This is a genomic window from Amycolatopsis sp. ATCC 39116, from assembly GCF_000231075.2.
Lineage (GTDB): Bacteria > Actinomycetota > Actinomycetes > Mycobacteriales > Pseudonocardiaceae > Amycolatopsis_E > Amycolatopsis_E tucumanensis.
On sequence record NZ_AFWY03000049.1, the window covers coordinates 45777 to 62421 of the forward strand.

Annotated in this window: 14 protein-coding genes; 5 read left to right on the forward strand and 9 right to left on the reverse strand. The window is 72.0% G+C overall.

The features are described from left to right. Window positions 1-414: 414 nt before the first annotated feature. The 3 genes from AMY39116_RS0333275 to AMY39116_RS0333285 form a co-directional block, all read right to left on the reverse strand. A complete protein-coding gene (locus AMY39116_RS0333275; RefSeq protein WP_027936444.1) occupies window positions 415-1677 on the reverse strand; it encodes an aspartate aminotransferase family protein in 1263 nt (420 codons plus the stop codon). Between the two features lie 5 nt (window positions 1678-1682). Next, on the reverse strand, window positions 1683-3047 hold the full coding sequence (locus AMY39116_RS0333280) for an FAD-binding oxidoreductase (RefSeq protein ID WP_020421924.1): 1365 nt from the start codon (window positions 3045-3047) through the stop codon (window positions 1683-1685). 96 nt (window positions 3048-3143) lie between these two features. Beyond that, window positions 3144-3581 carry an Hsp20/alpha crystallin family protein gene (locus AMY39116_RS0333285; protein ID WP_020421925.1) on the reverse strand — a complete coding sequence of 146 codons (438 nt, stop codon included), beginning with the start codon at window positions 3579-3581 and terminating at the stop codon, window positions 3144-3146. 110 nt (window positions 3582-3691) lie between these two features. Here AMY39116_RS0333285 and AMY39116_RS0333290 point away from each other — a divergent pair, with 110 nt between their 5' ends. Continuing rightward, entirely contained in the window at window positions 3692-4300 is a 609-nt protein-coding gene (locus AMY39116_RS0333290) for a hypothetical protein (protein ID WP_020421926.1), read from the forward strand. Between the two features lie 943 nt (window positions 4301-5243). Here the strand turns inward: AMY39116_RS0333290 and AMY39116_RS44895 are convergent. Further along, window positions 5244-7019: a DivIVA domain-containing protein gene (locus tag AMY39116_RS44895; protein ID WP_051123648.1), complete on the reverse strand. Its 1776-nt coding sequence runs from the start codon at window positions 7017-7019 to the stop codon at window positions 5244-5246. A 1185-nt stretch (window positions 7020-8204) separates the two neighbouring features. Here AMY39116_RS44895 and AMY39116_RS0333305 point away from each other — a divergent pair. Together AMY39116_RS0333305 and AMY39116_RS0333310 are read left to right on the forward strand one after the other, a co-directional pair. Further along, window positions 8205-9608 carry a serine/threonine-protein kinase gene (locus AMY39116_RS0333305; RefSeq protein WP_020421927.1) on the forward strand — a complete coding sequence of 468 codons (1404 nt, stop codon included), beginning with the start codon at window positions 8205-8207 and terminating at the stop codon, window positions 9606-9608. A 10-nt stretch (window positions 9609-9618) separates the two neighbouring features. Further along, window positions 9619-10839 (forward strand): threonine synthase, encoded by a 1221-nt coding sequence (locus AMY39116_RS0333310; protein ID WP_020421928.1) that lies wholly within the window; start codon window positions 9619-9621, stop codon window positions 10837-10839. On the opposite strand, the gene AMY39116_RS0333315 is transcribed toward AMY39116_RS0333310, so the two are convergent. From AMY39116_RS0333315 to AMY39116_RS0333335, 5 genes are read right to left on the reverse strand one after another with little or no spacing between them, the layout of a single operon-like run. After that, window positions 10827-11567, reverse strand: a complete 741-nt coding sequence (locus tag AMY39116_RS0333315) for an HAD family acid phosphatase (protein ID WP_020421929.1) — start codon at window positions 11565-11567, stop codon at window positions 10827-10829. The genes AMY39116_RS0333310 and AMY39116_RS0333315 overlap by 13 nt on opposite strands. Window positions 11568-11617: 50 nt before the next feature. Beyond that, window positions 11618-12763, reverse strand: a complete 1146-nt coding sequence (locus AMY39116_RS0333320) for a hypothetical protein (RefSeq protein WP_020421930.1) — start codon at window positions 12761-12763, stop codon at window positions 11618-11620. Further along, entirely contained in the window at window positions 12764-13714 is a 951-nt protein-coding gene (locus AMY39116_RS0333325; RefSeq protein WP_020421931.1) for a class I SAM-dependent methyltransferase, read from the reverse strand. A gap of 1 nt (window position 13715) precedes the next feature. Beyond that, window positions 13716-14495 carry an enoyl-CoA hydratase/isomerase family protein gene (locus AMY39116_RS0333330; RefSeq protein ID WP_020421932.1) on the reverse strand — a complete coding sequence of 260 codons (780 nt, stop codon included), beginning with the start codon at window positions 14493-14495 and terminating at the stop codon, window positions 13716-13718. 45 nt (window positions 14496-14540) lie between these two features. Beyond that, window positions 14541-15305 carry an ABC transporter ATP-binding protein gene (locus AMY39116_RS0333335; RefSeq protein ID WP_051123649.1) on the reverse strand — a complete coding sequence of 255 codons (765 nt, stop codon included), beginning with the start codon at window positions 15303-15305 and terminating at the stop codon, window positions 14541-14543. 297 nt (window positions 15306-15602) lie between these two features. On the opposite strand from AMY39116_RS0333335, the gene AMY39116_RS0333340 reads away from it, so the two are divergent. Together AMY39116_RS0333340 and AMY39116_RS0333345 are read left to right on the forward strand one after the other, a co-directional pair. After that, on the forward strand, window positions 15603-16139 hold the full coding sequence (locus AMY39116_RS0333340) for a cysteine dioxygenase family protein (protein WP_020421934.1): 537 nt from the start codon (window positions 15603-15605) through the stop codon (window positions 16137-16139). After that, the gene (locus AMY39116_RS0333345; protein ID WP_020421935.1) at window positions 16139-16531 is read left to right on the forward strand and encodes a rhodanese-like domain-containing protein; all 393 of its coding nucleotides are present in this window, start codon (window positions 16139-16141) and stop codon (window positions 16529-16531) included. The genes AMY39116_RS0333340 and AMY39116_RS0333345 overlap by 1 nt, the downstream gene beginning before the upstream one ends. Window positions 16532-16645 lie beyond the last annotated feature (114 nt).

Genomic DNA, 16645 nt, shown 5'->3' on the forward strand with positions numbered 1-16645 from the left:
GACCTCGGCCCGCCGACCCGACCTCCGCCCACCGGGTTCGACCTCCGCCCGCCGACTCGACCTCGGCCCACCGGGCTTGACCTCGGCCCGCCGACCCGACCTCCGCCCACCGGGTTCGACCTCCGCCCGCCGACTCGACCTCGGCCCACCGGCCGCCCCCACGAGCCGGTCCCGACCACGCCGCTACGGCAAGCTCCGGCACCGGGCTCGGCCTCGGCCCGCCGGACCTCCCCACGAGCCGGTCCCGACCACGCCGCCTCGGTAGGCTCCGACGCTGGGCTCGCGGTGTGCAGGCCCCACCACCGGAATCAGCGCCCGCCCACCAGTTACCAAGAATCGCCCTACGCCGATCCCGCAGCAGTGATCACCGCGCCGGCCCTGCCATCGCGATCGCTGCGTGCCGGTCCCGCCGGGTCAGCTCCCGGCCTTCAGCTCCAGCTCGTCGAGTCCGGCGGCGAACGCCTGCGCGATCTCGCTGATCTCCGGCCGTCGGATGGTCAACGGCGGCGAGACGGCCAGCGCCTTCGCCAGCGTCCGAGTCAGCACGCCGCGCTGCCGGATGAGCAGGCTGAGGTCGGACACGGCCGACGGCAGGCGCTCGAACAGATCGGGCTGCAGTTCGACGGCAGCGAGCAACCCAACCCCTGCTCGGACCTCCCGGACGAGGGGGTGCGCGGCCAGCGGCTGCAGCGCGGCGGCGAGCTCACCTTCGAGCAGCTGTCCCCGCTGGAACAGGTTGTCCCGCTCGAGGATGTCGATGTTCGCCAGCGCCGCGGCGCAGCAGGCCGGATGACCGGAGTAGGTGGCGCCGTGCCGCAGCGTCGTGCCCGGCCGGTCCCAGAACGGCTCGGCGACGCGCCCGTGCACGACAACCCCGCCCAGAGGCAGGTACCCGCTGGTCACCCCCTTGGCGAAGGTGATCAGGTCGGGCTCCACACCCCACCGCTCGACACCGAACCACGTGCCGAGACGGCCGAAACCGCAGATCACCGCGTCGGCGATGACCAGGACGCCGTACTCCCGGCACACGTCGACCACGCCCTGCACGTAGCCCTCCGGCGGCGCGAGCACACCACCGGCACCGATGACCGGCTCGAACAGGAACGCCGCGACGCGTTCCGGCCCCACCCGCCGGATCTCGTCACGCAGCGCGTCGACCGAGTCGTAGGCGACGCGCGACGAGGACGGCAGGATCTCGCCGAACCCGGTTCGGTTGGCTTCGATGCCGGCCACGCCGGTGCCGATGCCGTTGGTGCCGTGGTAGGAGTTCGTCCGGCTGATGACGTGCACCCGCTCGGGCTGCCCCTGCACCACGTGGTAGCGGCGCGCGATCTTGACGGCACTGTCGATCGCCTCCCCACCGCCGGTGGTGAGGAAGACCTTGGCATCCGGCATCGGCGCGAGCCCGGCGAGCCGCCCGGCGAGCGCGCGGGCCGGTTCGTTGGTGAAGTCGCCGAAGATCGAGTAGCCGGCGAGCTTGCGCATCTGCTCGGCGGCGGCGTCGGCGATTTCCGCCCGGCCGTGGCCCGCGTTGGCGTACCAGAGGCTGGCCGTGGCATCCAGGTAACGGTTGCCTGCCGCGTCGTAGACCCACACGTCCTCGCCGCGCTCGAGGACGAACTCGTCTTCCCGGACGACCGCCATGTCCGAGAACGGATGCCACAGTGCTGTGTCCATGCCCCTCACGGTAGCGGGCGGACGACCTTGCCGGGGTTGAGAATTCCCAGCGGGTCGAAGGCCTGTTTGACCGCTTGGTGGACGGACACGCCCACCTCTCCCAGTTCCGTCTCCAGCCACTCCCGTTTCAGCATGCCCACGCCGTGCTCGCCGGTGATCGTGCCGCCCAGCCGGAGACCGAGCGCCATGATCGCGTCGAACGCGGCCTGCCCGCGCCGCACCGAGTCCGGGTCTGCCGCATCGAAGACCACGTTGGGGTGCATGTTGCCGTCCCCCGCGTGCCCGCACGTCGGAATCAGCACGTCGTGCTCGCGGGAGATGGCCGTCACGCCCTCGAAGAACTCCGCCAGCCTCGAGCGGGGCACGCACACGTCGTCCACCAGCCGATCACCGAGCTGCTCCATTGCGATCCCGGCCAACCGTCGTGCTGCGATGAGCATGTCCGCCTCGGCGCGGTCACTCGCCACCAGCACTTCGGTCGCCCCGCAGGACCGCGCGACCTCCGCGAACACCTCGAGGTCACGCGACGCCGCCGGCCCCCGATCGGACTGGGCGATCAACACGGCCTCGACGTCGTCCGGGAAACCCAGGTCCCGGTACGCCGCGACCGCGTCGATCGTCGGCTTGTCCATCAGCTCGAGCACCGACGGACGCTGCCCGCTGCTCAGGTACTCCGTGACCGCCCGGCACGCCGCGGGCGGCGCCGCGAAGAACGCGACCGCCGTCAACGGCGCCTCCGCGACCGGCCGCAGCGCCACCGTGACCTCGGTGATCACGCCGAGCGTTCCCTCCGAGCCGGTGAACAGCCGCACCAGGTCGTACCCGGCGACGCCCTTGGCGGTGCGGCGGCCGGTCCGCAGCACCCGCCCGTCGGCGAGCACCACTTCCAGTTCACGAACGAAGTCACTGGTGACTCCGTACTTCACGCAGCACAGCCCACCGGCGTTGGTGGCGACGTTGCCACCGATCGTCGACGACTCCCACGAGCCGGGGTCGGGCGGGTAGAACAGGCCCTTGTCCTCGACCGCTCGGGACAGGACCGCGTTCACGACCCCCGGCTGCACGGTCGCCGTGTGGTTGATTTCGTCGATGTCCAGGATGCGGGTCATCCGCTCCAGCGAGAGCAGGATCGCCCCGTCTACCGCGTTCGCTCCGCCTGACAGTCCCGTCCGGGCACCCTGCGGGACGACAGGGATCCGGTGCCGGGAAGCGACACGCAGGATTCTTACGACTTCTTCGGTCTCGGTCGGCCGTGCCAGCGCCATCGGCACGCCGGCGGTGCCGAACCCGGCTTGGTCGAAGCGGTAACCGGCCAGCACATCAGGGTTGGTCGTGACGAAATCGGCTTCCAGCTCGGCGATGAGTCCCACGAACTCACCGTATCGGGCGAAGGTAGGCGAGAGAACCGGGTGATGCCCGGGCGCTCGCCCGCGGACATCCGGGCATCACCCCCCTCTGGAGTGGTCTCAGGCGGTGATCTCCTTGCGGCTCTCACCACTCTCGATAGCGATCTTGCGCGGCTTGGCGGCCTCTGCCACCGGGATCCTCAGCGTCAGCACGCCGCTCTCGTAGCTCGCCTTGATGCGGTCGGTGTCGAGCGTGTCGCCCAGGAAGAGCTGCCGGGAGAACACGCCGAGCGGCCGCTCGGCCACCTGCATCTCGACGTCGTCGCCCGTCGCGGAGGGACGACGCTCCGCCTTGACGGTCAGCACGTTGCGTTCGATGTCCAGCTCGATCGCGTCCGGGTTCACGCCGGGCAGGTCGAACACCACCACGAACTCGTCGCCCGCGCGATAGGCGTCCATCGGCATCGCCGCGGGGCGCGACCACGTTCCCGACCCCTGGCCGAACACCTGCTGGGTCAGGCGGTCGAGTTCGCGGAAGGGATCGGTGCGCATCAACATCTCGCCACCTCCTTCAGTCTCTTTCACTTCGGACGTTGACGTCGCACACCACAGTTATAGCGCGTCATCGTTCCGTTGACAAGTACGTCCGTCATCGGCATGATGACGTTGTGCCGCCCTACGAGAACTTGCACGACGCGCTGGAACTGGTTGAGGAAGTGCTCGGCGAAGCCACCGCCGACTACGACTCGAGGAGGGTGCTCGCCGCACTCGAGGTGCTGCGGGCGCTACGGGAAGAGCTGACGGCCTGGGAGCCGCAGCTCATCGAAGCCGCGCGTGAAGCGGGCGTCAGCTGGGCGGAGCTGGCGCCGGCGCTCGGCGTCGCCAGCAGGCAGGCGGCCGAGCGTCGCTACCTACGGCTCCGGGATGCCGTGGGCAGCGACCACACAGCTGATGAACGGGTGCAGAAGACGCGAGACCGCCGCGCCGAGGAGAAGGCGGTGATGCAGTGGGCGCGCGAGAACTCCGCCTCGCTGCGCCGGCTGGCCGGGCAGATCAGCGCGCTGAAGGGCGTGCCCGGCGTGGGAAAGGTGCGACGCGCGCTGGCCGAGGACGACGCGGCAGCGCTGCTGACACCGCTGAGCGGAGTGGGCCAACACCTCGACCAGACATACCCCCAGCTGGCGGTCGAGGTTTCGCTAGTTTGCGATCACATGGACCGGGTGCGCCGGGAGACCCAGGAAAGGAGGCAGTCGTCCCGGGCGGGCAGCAGTTCCTGACGCTGCACCGCCACGAGCAGACCGGACGGCGCGCGAGGAGTTGCGGGTGGCGCCGCGAACGGTGCTTGATCAGCGCCTGGTGGGGACTGACCAGGGCGCGGGCCCTGGGCTGCGCTGCTGCCGGGCGCGAGCGGATACCGCGCCGGGCGAGCGGCTGCCGCGCTGGGGCAAGCCGCGGGTGGCTGCCATGCCGGGGCGAGCCGCGAGTAGATGCCGCGCCGGGGCGAGCCGCGAGTGGCAGCCGCGCGGGGCGAGCCGCGAGTGGCAGCCGCGCCGGGGCGAGCCGCGAGTGGTTGCCGTGCCCGGGGTGAGAGCTTGTCGCACGGGCGTGCTCTCAGGGGCACTCGTGGCAGCTGACGGAGTGGGGGTCCAGGGCATGGCTTCCGCCAGCGAAAGTGACCGCGGCGCAAGTCGCGGATGGTCCTTGTGCGCCGGGGGCGCTTTAGGTTGCTGGCGGACGTAGCCCGGGGCGTCGGGCCTCGGGCTTCGCGCGGGGTACCAGGCGCGTCGTGTTGGTGAGGTCAGCGGGGTCTTCGGCCTCCAGGCGTGGCTTGCCTTGGTTCCGGCCGAGTGCTGATCTGAGGGCGACCTCCCGGGGCAGCCAAGTGCGGCGAGTAGGTTGCCGCGTGTCCCGGAGGCGTGGCTTCCGCCTGTCTTTGGGCGGGCGTTCGCGGAGGTTGGCACACGGCGCAGTGCCCGGGGCGAACTGACGGAGTGAGCCGGTCGCGAAGCTGAGGGCGCGGCTGCCACCAGCTTCAACCGGCTGTGGGCACGGGTCGTCGGCGTTGTCTGGTGGGCATCGCTGGCGACTCCGTATGGCAGGCTCGAGTCGGAGGGCGGCCCCGCGCGCGACTAGGTACCAGCCTGCTGCTGGGCGGGTGGCGGCAGGTTGTCGCGCTGGTGCTGTCCCTGCCGCATGGGCGAGCTGACCGGGTGGCGCCCCTCAGGGGGTGACTTCGACCGGGGCCTTTTCCGTGGCCGAGATCTGTTCCGGGACGGAGATTTCGACGCGCGGGACCGACGGGGGCTTGCCGTTGGCGGGTGCGGCCGGTTTGGGCTGGTCGAGCGGCTCCCCGCTGGTGACGGGGGCTGCTGGTGGGGCGTCGGCGGCTGTCGGGGGCTCTGTCGTGGCCGTCTCGGCCAGGAGCGGGGTTGCCTCGGCCAGGAGAGTGTTGACGGCGCGGAGGCGGCTGGCCGTGTCGACTCGGATCTTGTCCAGTTCGGCGACCTTGGCGGTGGCCTCGTCGGTGCGGCGGCGCGCCTCGGCGGTGGCTTCGGCCAGTAGCTTCTCGGCTTGGGTGCTGGCTCTGGTGACCTTGTCCTCGGCGCGGGCGGTCGCCGAGGCGAGCATTGCGCTGGCGCGGTCGGTGGCCTCCGCGACCATCGCGTCCGCGCGCTTGGTCGCGTCGGCCAGCAGGGCATCGGCGCGGGAGGTCGCGTCGGCGAGCTTCGCGTCGGCCTGGGCGGTGGCGTCGGCGACGAGGGATTCGGCTTTGGCCTGAGCCTCGGTGGTGAGCTTTTCCGCTCGGGTGGTGGCGGTGGTGACCAGCTCGTCGGCCCTGGCCTGGGCGTCGGCCTCCTGCTTGGTGGCCTTCGCCTGGAGGGACTCGGCCTCGGCGCGTGCTGCGGCCACTGTCTGGTCGGCTTCGGTGCGCGCGGAGGTCAGGGTCTTCTCGGCTTCCGCGCGGGCCGAGGAGAGCAGGTCATCTGCTTGGGCGCGGGCGGATGCGACCAGGCTGTCAGCTTCCGCCCGCGCCGAAGTCACCGTGGTTTCGGCCTCGGCGCGGGCGGACGCGAGCGTTTCGTCCGCTTCCGTGCGGGCGGAGGTGAGGGTCTTCTCGGCCTCCGCGCGGGCGGAGGTCAGCGTTTCGTTCGCCTCGTCGCGGGCGGAGGTCAGCAGGCGGTCGGCTTCGGCCTGCGCGGAGGTGAGAGTTTTGTCGGCTTCGGTGCGGGCCGAGGTCAGCAGGGGATCAGCCTCGGTGCGGGCCGAGGTGAGCGTCTTCTCGGCCTCGGCGCGGGCGGAACTTAGCAGGTCATCCGCCTTGGTCTGGGCGCTCTTGACCAGCTCGTCGGCCTTTGCGGTGGCCTCGGCTTCGCGTTCGGCCAGTGCTCGCATCGACGTGGCTCGCCGGACGGACATCGCCTCTTCGAAGTCCCGCTCGATTTCGGCTCGGCGGCGGGCCGCCTGTTCGTCCAGCTTGCGCCTGCTCTGCGCCGCCTGGCGGGTCATCAAGTCGACCTCGGCCTGGGTGCGGCGCATCAGCTCGGCCTGCTCCTCAGCCATCTCCCTGCGCCGGAAGTCCAGCTCGGCGACCAGGCGTTCGTGCCGTTCGCGCAGCCGGCCGGCCGCCTGTTCGGCCGCCGCCCAGCTCCGTTCGGCCGCCAGCCGCGCCCGCTCGGTGACCTCGGCGGCCTCGTCCTCGGCCAGCTCCACCATCCGCAGCAACCGCTCGGTCAGCCCCTCCGCCTCGATGGGCGTCCGGCTGATCCGGTCGATCTTCTCGCGCAGGGCGTCGTTCTCCGAGCGCAGGTCCTCCAGCTGCGCGGCGAGCCGCTCGACGGCGGCGGCCGCCGCGTCCCGGTCGGCGATCACCATCCGCAGGTCGGTCTCCACGGCGCGGACGTACGCCTGCACCTGACGGGCGTCGTAGCCACGCCACGTGCGGTCGAAATCGGTCCGCAGTGGCACCAGGTCCTCGCGAGCGTCCACGGCCGTCATCCGCACCTCCCGAAGAGACTGTCCTGAATGGACAAAGCTGCTGAAAGCCTGCCACTGCCCAGCATCCTCTCATCCGCGCCCGGCGTCCACCCGCAGGGGCCGCGCGTTCGGAAATTCCGGTGTGACGTCATCGCATTCGCCTTCGGGTCCACCTCCGCAACCCGGATGGCGGCACGCCTGCACGGGCAGATCTCCTGCGCGGCAACGGCATCGGCAACTGATTCACCTGCAGGTAGTGCCGCGGCCGACGTTCGGATGCTTCGCGTTCGCGCCCGTGATCACCGTGTGCGATGGCGAGTTCCGGAAAAAGCACTGAACCTTCAAGTCCCGGTCGAGCCAAAAGCGGGCGCGAAACGACGAATGGACCACCCGCCACGAGCCGGCGGCGACATGCCAACGAGCTCCCGGCAACGGAACAGCCCGGACGCCGGGAGCGTGGTGGCCATGAGGCCGGACTTAGTGGCCAGGCGGCCGGGCGGTTGACCGGGGGGGTGGGCGGTTGGCCGGGCGTGGTGGACGGGCGGCTGGACGGTTGGGCGGGCAGCTGGGCGGTTGGCCGGGCGGCGTGGGCGGTTGGCCGGGCGTGGTGGACGGGCGGCTGGACGGTTGGGCGGGCAGCTGGGCGGTTGGCCGGGCGGCTGGGCGGTCGGCCGGGCGGCCGGGCGTGGTGGCCGCGCGGCTGGAAGGTTGGCCGGGCTACTGGGGGTGGTGGTTGGCCGGAGGGCCAGACGTGGTGGCCAGGCGGCCGACGTGGTGGCCAGGCGGTTGGCGGGCGGCTGGGCGTGGTGGCCGGACGGCCGGGCGGTTGACCAGGCGCCTGGCCGGGCGGCTGGACTGTTGGGCGGGCGTGGGCGGTTGGGTGTGGTGGCTGGGCGATGGGTCGGGTGGCCAGGCGGTTGACCGGGCGATTGGCCGGACGGCCGGACACGGCGGCCAGGCAGCCGAACACGGCGGCCGGATGCCGGGCGGTTGGCGGGTTCCCGGGTCCCGCACGTCACCGGCTCCCCGGTCGGCGGACCGGGTGGGCGCGGGGCGCAGCGGCCGGGATCAGTGCAGGTCAGAGCGACCTGGATTGGTCCGGGCCAGCGGGTTCGGGCAGTTCGCAACCGCCCGGCGCGGGTGGCCTGGACCGTTTCGAGGTGTTTGCCGCGCGGCGTGTGGAGCCGACACCGTAGCCTTGCCGGGGTGACGGAGACCGAGGGGCAGGACAACCCGCGCGTGATCGCCGGCCGGTACCGGCTGCAGCGTCACATCGGCGGGGGCGCGATGGGCGTCGTCTGGGAAGCGAACGATCAGCTACTCGACCGGACCGTTGCGGTGAAACAACTTCTGCTACCGCCGCGGCTCACCCCGGAAGAGGCCGAGCAGGCCCGCAAGCGCTCCTTCCGCGAGGCCCGCCTCGCCGCCCGCCTCCAGCACCCGCACGCCATCACCGTGTTCGACGTGGCCGACGACGACGGCAAGCCCGTGCTGGTGATGGAGTACCTGCCCTCGCACAGCCTGGCCGAGGTCCTCGCCGAGCGCGGCAGCCTCCCGCCAGGCGAGGTCGCCCGCATCGGCGCGCACGCGGCGTCCGCCCTGGCCGCGGCCCACGCGGCCGGCATCGTGCACCGCGACGTCAAGCCGGGCAACATCCTGCTCGGCGAGGACGGCATCGCGAAGATCACCGACTTCGGCATCTCCAAGGCCGCCGACGACGGCACCCTGACCGGCAGCGGCCGCTTCGCCGGCACCCCCGCGTTCCTCTCCCCCGAGGCCGCGCGCGGCGAGACACCCGGCCCGGAGTCCGACGTCTACTCTCTCGGCGCCACTCTCTACGCCGCGGTCGAGGGCCGCATGCCCTACGGCGACACCGACAACCAGATGGCGCTGCTCTACGCGGCCGCCGCCGGCCGCGTCGCTCCGCCGGAGCACGCCGGGCCGCTCACCGGCGTGCTCACCCGGATGCTCGACGTCGACCCCAAGGCCCGTCCCACGATGGCCGAACTGGCCGCTGAGCTGGGCAAACTCGCCTTGATGACGGCCACGACCAAGGTCGACCCGGTGCCGCCGCAGAGACCGTCGCGGCGAAGATTCGCCTACGCCGGCGCCGCACTGGCCGTCGTCGCCGCCCTGGTCGTCGCGCTCGTCATCCTGCTGCCCGCCTCGACCGGGGACAACGACGCGCCCGCCGACCAGGCCTCGGCCCCGCCTTCCCCCACGTCCGCGACGAACAGCCCGGCCCCGCCGTCGACCAGCGTCACCACCGTGACCAAGACGGCGACCAGCAGCCCGAGCCCGACCCCGGCCACCGCCTCCGCGGTCCAGGCCGTCAGCGACTACTACGCGATGATGCCGGGCAACACCGACGCCGGCTGGGAGCGGCTCGGCCCGGGGCTGCAAGCCCAGGGCAAGACCCGCTACGTCAACTTCTGGTCCAGCATCAGCTCCGTCACCATCGTCGGCGGACCACGGCAGATCGACGCCAGCACCGTCGAGGTCACGGTCGATTTCGTGAAGGGCGGCTCGCACTCCCGCGAGCGGCACCACCTGGGCATGATCGAGCGCGACGGCAAGTGGCTGATCAACACCGACACCCTGGTCCGGTAGAACGGGAGGCGTGGCCTACTCCGCGCTCTCCCACCTGGACTGCCCCCGCTGCCACCTGACCCACGACGCGGACCGCGTGCAGGGCCTCTGCACCTGCGGCTCACCGCTGCTCGCCCGCTACGACCTGGCCGCCACCACGGTGACCAGGGACGAGATCGCCGGGCGCGAGCCGACCCTGTGGCGCTACCACGAGGTCCTGCCGGTCCGGTCGGCCGCGAACGTGGTCTCCCTCGGCGAGGGCGTGACGCCGCTGCTGCTGCTGCCCACTTACGGCGCGCAGGTCGGCGTGCCCGGCCTGCTGATGAAGGACGAGGGCCTGGTCCCGACCGGCTCGTTCAAGGCGCGCGGCGCCGCGGTCGGCGTGTCCCGCGCCGCCGAGCTGGGCGTCACCGGGATAGCGATGCCCACCAACGGCAACGCCGGCGCCGCCTGGGCCCTCTACGCCGCGCGCGCCGGCCTGCGCAGCCTGATCGCGATGCCGGTCGACGCGCCGGCGATCACCAGGGCGGAGTGCCAGGTCAGCGGCGCCGAGCTGTACCTGGTCGACGGCCTGATCTCGGACGCCGGCAAGCTGATCCGCGACGCCGTCGCCGAACGCGGCGGCTACCAGGACGTCTCGACGCTCAAGGAGCCGTACCGCATCGAGGGCAAGAAGACGATGGGGTACGAGATCGCCGAGCAGCTCGGCTGGCGCGTGCCGGACGTGATCGTGTACCCGACCGGCGGCGGGGTCGGCATCATCGGCATCCACAAGGCGCTGCTGGAGATGCGTGAGCTGGGCTGGATCCCGGACGGCAAGCTGCCGCGGCTGGTCGCGGTCCAGGCCACCGGGTGCGCGCCGATCGTGGACGCGTTCCAGCGCGGCGCCCGCGAGTCCGAACCGGCCGTCGGCGCGCGCACGATCGCCTTCGGGATCACGGTGCCCAAGGCGCTGGGCGACTTCCTCGTGCTGGACGCCGTCTACTCCACCGGGGGCACCGCGATCGCCGTCAGCGACGAGGAACTGCTGGCCGAGCAGGGCAACCTCGCGCGCGCCGAGGGCACGTTCGTCTGCCCCGAGGGCGCCGCGTGCTTCGCCGCGGTCCGCGAACTCCGCGGATCGGGCTGGCTGTCCGCGGACGACGAGGTCGTCGTCCTCAACACCGGCGCGGGCGTCAAGTACCCGGAGACGGTCGAGGTGTCCGTGCCGGTGCTGGCCAAGGACGGCGCGATCCCGCCTCAGGGCAGGTAGTACATCGGGTTCGGCAGCTTGACCGGCCGCTCCGCGTGCCCGCCGTCGAGGTCGCTGTACTGGTCGCCGAGGTTGAGCACGATCGTCTCGCCGGTGGCTTCGATGTGCGCCCGCGTGCCGGACTTGTACTGCACGGTGTCGCAGGTCAGGCCGCACGCCAGGTAGTCCGGCGCGGTGGTCTCCGGCTTGAAGAACGCCGCCGCGGGCGCCGGGTAGCCCTCGTTCGCCAGGTTCTTCAGCGACGCCGGGCCCTGGTGCTCCTTGCGGCCGGTCAGGAAGTAGACGTCGACGCCGTGCTGTGCGGCCCAGTTCGCCAGTTCGAGGGTCGGCTTGATCGCCGGGAACGCGCCGTCGTTGATCGCCTTCTCCTGCTTGACCGGGTCGAAGCCGAAGTCGTTGTCGGCTTCCCAGCCGTAGGTGACCTCGGAGGTGTCGTCGATGTCGAGCACGATCGCCGGGTTGCGCACGCCCTGCTGGAGGCGGATCGCGAGGTAGCGCTGGGCGCCCTCGACCTGGCGGCGGACGTCGGCGGCCCACTGGCTGCGGTCGGACTCGTGGTGCTTGCCGTCCGCGTCCACCTGGTCGCCGTAGTAGGCCTTGACGTCGAGCTTGACCTGACCGAGGTTGTCCGGCTCGTGGCTGCCGCCCGAGGTGGCGACGGCGGTGGCGCCCCCGGCGACGGTGGCGCCGATCGCGGCAGCGGCGGCCAATTTGACCAAACCGGACATTCTCTCACGCAACACGGGTCCTCCTCGTGAACGGTTGACGACCCGAGAACCTACCCCGGGATCCGCTCCGCGCGACAGAGGAAGAAGTGGGGCGTGCGGCCGATCCGCGTGAGCACCACGCTGGCCTCCTGGTCGCCCGCGAGCTTGAGCCGCTTGCGCAGCGCGTCCGGGTCGATGTCCAGGCCGCGGACCAGGATCTCCAGCCTTCCGACGCCGCGCGCCCGCAGCAGCGAACGCAGCGATTTCTCCTGGTAGTGGCCGTGCTCCAGGACGCGGAAGGCCCGCACGCCGGGTGGCGGCACATCGCCGGTCAGGTAGGCGATCCGCTCGTCGAGCTGCCACAGCCCGTGCCGGGCCGCGTAGTGCTTGACCAGGCCGGCCCGCACCACCGCGCCGTCCGGGTCGACGATCCACTCGCCCGGCGCGGCGGCGCCCGCGTCCGACGGGTCCCGGTCGGTGATCGTCCACTGTGTACCGTCCGAGCGCAGCACGGTCGCTCGACGCTCCGCCGTCGCCAGCCCGGCGCTCCACACGCAGGCCTCCCGCACCTGGCCGTCGAGCGACACCAGCTCGATCTCCGCCGCCCACGGCACGGCCGCCGGATCCAGGCCGGGGGCGCACTTCACGACGAGGTCCCGGCCCGCGTAGGCCTCGGCGAGCTCGTCCAGCGGCGGCGCGAAGTCCGACGGGCGCCAGGTCCGGCGGCCCGCCGAGTCGCGGCGGGCCGGATCGGCCACGACCACCGCGTCCCGGCTGACCGGTCGCAGCGCGTCGGCCTGAACCAGCGGCACGCCGGGGCAGTTGTGCCGCGCCATCGCCAGGCGCACCGGGTCCAGGTCGGAGCCGAGGCACCGTCGGGCGACCCGGGCCAGCTCGGCCAGGTCGGCGCCGATCGAACAGGTCACGTCGTGCACGTCGAGTCCGGTCAGCCGCTCCGCGCGGTGCCGCGCCACCGGCGGCACGCTGGCCTGCTGCAGCGCGTCGCCGGTGTAGAGCCAGGACGGGTCGAGCTTGCCCTTGCGCCGCAGCAGCACGGTCTCCAGCACCGCGGCGAACCGCTCACCGGCCAGCTTGCGCACGGCCGCGACGTCCGCGATCCGGTCGGTCAACGGCAGCTCGGCGACCTGGCCCAGCGCACGCGCGCCTTCCTCCGAGCGGAGGAAGGCGACGTCGTCGAGGGTGAACGCGTAGGGCACTTACGGCTTGATACCGGTGATCATCACGTTGTAGAACAGCTCGCGCGGCAGCACCTTGGACAGCACCTTCTTGTCCAGCGCGGACAGCCGCAGCCACAGCTGGTAGGCGAACATCCGCCACCGCACCGTGAGCTTCTCCTGCGGCACCGCCGCCTCGAACGTGCGGATCGGCCAGCCGGCCAGCGCCGCGCTGAACTCCTCGGTGACCGCGCGGACGTCGACCGCGCCCGCGCCGAGCGCCATGCGCTCCAGCTCGGACGGGTCGAACGTGTGGATGTCGACCACGGCCTCCAGCGCCGCCGCGCGCGAGGACTCGTCCAGCTCCTCCTGCGGGCGCCGCCAGCCGCTCAGCGCCGGGACCTTGGTGACGTTGGTGGTCAGCCACCAGGTCAGCTGGCCGAGCTTGCGCGCGTAGAAGTTGCCGATCTTGGTCGGCTCACCGGCGAACACGAACCGGCCGCCCGGCTTGAGCACCCGCAGCACCTCGCGCAGCGCGCCCGGCACGTCCGGGATGTGGTGCAGCACCGCGTGCCCGACCACCAGGTCGAAGCTGTTGTCCGGGTAGGGGATGCGCTCGGCGTCGGCCACCCGGCCGTCCACGTCCAGGCCCAGGTTCTCGGCGTTGCGCAGCGCGACCTGCACCATGCCTGGCGAGAGGTCGGTGACCGAACCCTTCTTGATCACGCCGCCCTGCATCAGGTTCAGCAGGAAGAAGCCGGTGCCGCTGCCCAGCTCCATCGCGGTCGGGTAGGGCTGGCCCTCCTCGCCCGCGACCGCATTGAACACGTCAGTGGCGTAGGAGATGCAGCGCTCGTCGTACGAGATCGACCACTTCTCGTCGTAGGTGCCTGCCTCCCAGTCGTGGTAGAGGATGTTGGCCAGCTTCGGGTCCGAATACGCCGCCTTGACCTCTTCCTCGGTCGCGTGCGGGTTCGGGGCGGGGTCGGTCACGTCACTTCCCTTCGAAGGTGGCCTTGCCGGGGCCGTTCTCCACGAAGGAGGTCATGCCCGTGGTCTGGTCCTCGGTCGCCCACAGCGCCGTGAACAGCTGCGTCTCCAGCTTGAGGCCGCTGGCCAGGTCCATGTCGAGACCGCCGTCGATCGCGGCCTTGGCCTGCGCGAGCGCGACGGCTGGGCCGTTCGCGAACTGACCGGCCCACTTCTGCGCCGCGGAGTAGACGTCGTCCGGCGCGACCAGCTGGTCGACCAGGCCCAGCGACAGGGCCTCCTCGGCCTTGACGAAGCGGCCGGTGAACACCAGGTCCTTGGCCTTGCTCGGGCCGATCAGGCGCGCGAGCCGCTGCGTGCCGCCCGCGCCGGGGATGATGCCGAGCAGGATCTCCGGCTGGCCGACCTTCACGTTGTCGCCGGCGATCCGGTAGTCCGCGCCCATCGCGAGCTCGAGCCCGCCGCCCAGCGCGTACCCGGTGATCGCGGCGACGACCGGCTTCGGGATCGCGGCGACCGCGGCCACCGTGCTCTGCAGCTTGGCGCCGAACGACCGCATCTCGACGTAGGAGCGGGTGACCATCTCCTTGACGTCCGCGCCGCCGCAGAAGGTCTTCTCCCCGCCGTACAGGATCACCGCGCGCACGTCGGACCGCTCGGTGACCTCCTGCGCGGCCACCGCCAGCTCGGCCGTGACCTGGCCGTTGATCGCGTTGACCGGGGGCCGCTCCAGCCGGATCGTGCCGATCCCGCCGTCCACCTCGAGCCGTACGAACTCGCCCACGCTGGCATCCTCCTTGATCTTGCCTACCGGCTGGTAGGGCTGACCTTACCGGCGACGCGCGAAGAAGCGGTCACCCGAGCGTTCGAGGACGAGGTCCTGGTCGAACGTCTTGGACAGGTTCTCGGCGGTGAGCACGTCGTCGACCAGGCCCGCGACCACGGCCCGGCCTTCCCGCAGCAGCAGCGCGTGGGTGAAGCCTGGCGGAATTTCCTCGACGTGGTGTGTGACGAGCACCATGGCCGGCGCGTCCGGGTCGAGCGCCAGCTCGGACAGCCGGGCGACCAGGTCCTCGCGGCCGCCCAGGTCGAGACCCGCGGCGGGCTCGTCGAGCAGCAGCAGCTCCGGGTCGGTCATCAGCGACCGGGCGATCAGGGTGCGCTTGCGCTCGCCCTCGGACAGCGTGCCGTACTCGCGGTCGGCCAGGTGCCGGATGCCCAGCGCGTCCAGCAGCTCCTCGGCGCGGCCGGTGTCCATCGTGTCGTACTGCTCGCGCCAGCGGCCGATCACCGCGTACCCGGCGCTGACCACGACGTCGACGACCTTCTCGTCCCCCGGCACGCGCGAGGCGATCGCCGCGGAGGTGAAGCCGATGCGCGGGCGCAGGTCGAAGATGTTGGTGCGGCCGATCTGCTCGCCCAGCAGGTGCACCGACCCGGTGGTGGGGTGCAGTTCGGCGGCCGCGAGCCGGAGCAGGGTGGTCTTGCCTGCGCCGTTCGGGCCCAGCACCACCCAGCGCTCGTCCAGCTCGACCGACCAGTCGAGGCCGGCCAGCAGGTCGTTCTTGCCGCGGCGGACCCCCACCCCGGCCATCCGCACCACGAGATCGTCAAGGTCGTTCGGCTCGCTCACGGGCCCATTGTGGCCGCCGGGCGCCGCCGGAGTCCCGCCGCCCCCGTACCACTTGGTGGGACGTCACAGCGGGTAGCCGGATCTCGTGGCACGATGCGCTTCGTGAGCACCTCCCGGTACCCGCGGCGCCGCTTCTGGCGCAACCGTGCCGTGGATCTGGTGCTGGTCGCGTCCTGCGGGTGTAGCCCGACGCGGCACGGTCGCTGACCTGCCGCGTCTCGCCACGTCCCCTTTCACGCGACCTTCTGGAGACTTTCGGTGACTTCTGTCCTGCGTTCGACCGAGATCCACCCGCGCCTGATCGGAACCGCGCTCGAGGAGCTGCTGCACCCCGAGCGGCTGCTGTGGACGCCGACCCAGCTCGCCGGCCTGACCCGCACCGTCACGCTGGAGCTGGGTGCGCGGATCTCGGAGTTCCTGCACTTCGACGCCGACCAGCGGTGGTGGGCGCGGCTCGCCCTCACCGAGGGGATCGAGCTGTGGGTGTTGACCTGGCTGCCCGGGCAGGGCACCAAGCCGCACGACCACGGCGGCGCGGCCGGGTCGTTCACGGTGCTGCGCGGCGAGCTGTCCGAGGAGTACCGCTACCCCGGCGGGCCGATCCGGCAGCGCACCCATGTGACGGGCGACGGAATCGGGTTCGGCGCCGGGCGGGCGCACCAGGTGACCGGCGCGGGCACCGAGGCCGCGGCGAGCATCCACGCCTACTCGCCGCCACTGGTGCCGACACGCGAATACGCCAGTCTGGCTGACGTGCCCGCCGAGATCCCGCCGCTGCCGGGCATCCTGCGCTGATGAACATCGACGAGATGCTGGCCTCCGCGCGAGCCACCCTGAAGCGGGCCGAGCCCGCCGACGCCTGGCGGCTGCAGGCCGAGGGCGCGCTGATCGTGGACATCCGGCCGATCGGCTACCGCGAGGCCGAGGGCGAGATCCCGGGCGCGGTGCCGGTCGAGCGGATCCACCTGGAGTGGCGCCTCGACCCGGCGAGCGACCACCGGCTGCCCGGGGTGCGCCCGGACCGGCCGGTGGTCCTGGTGTGCAACGAGGGCTACGCGTCCAGCCTGGCGGCGGCCGACCTCCGGCGGCTGGGGTTGTCCCGGGCGACGGACCTGGTGGGCGGTTTTCGGGCGTGGCGGGCCGCCGGGTTGCCCGTGCAGCCGGGTGGCACGCCGGCGGTTCCCTGAGGGGGAGCTGGTTGCTGGGGCCCCACGGTGGCGCGGTGCGGTGTGGAGTGGCGGGTGGTTGCGGTGGACTGCGCCGCGGAGCGGTGGGGGGTGCGCCACGGAGCGGCTGGGGGT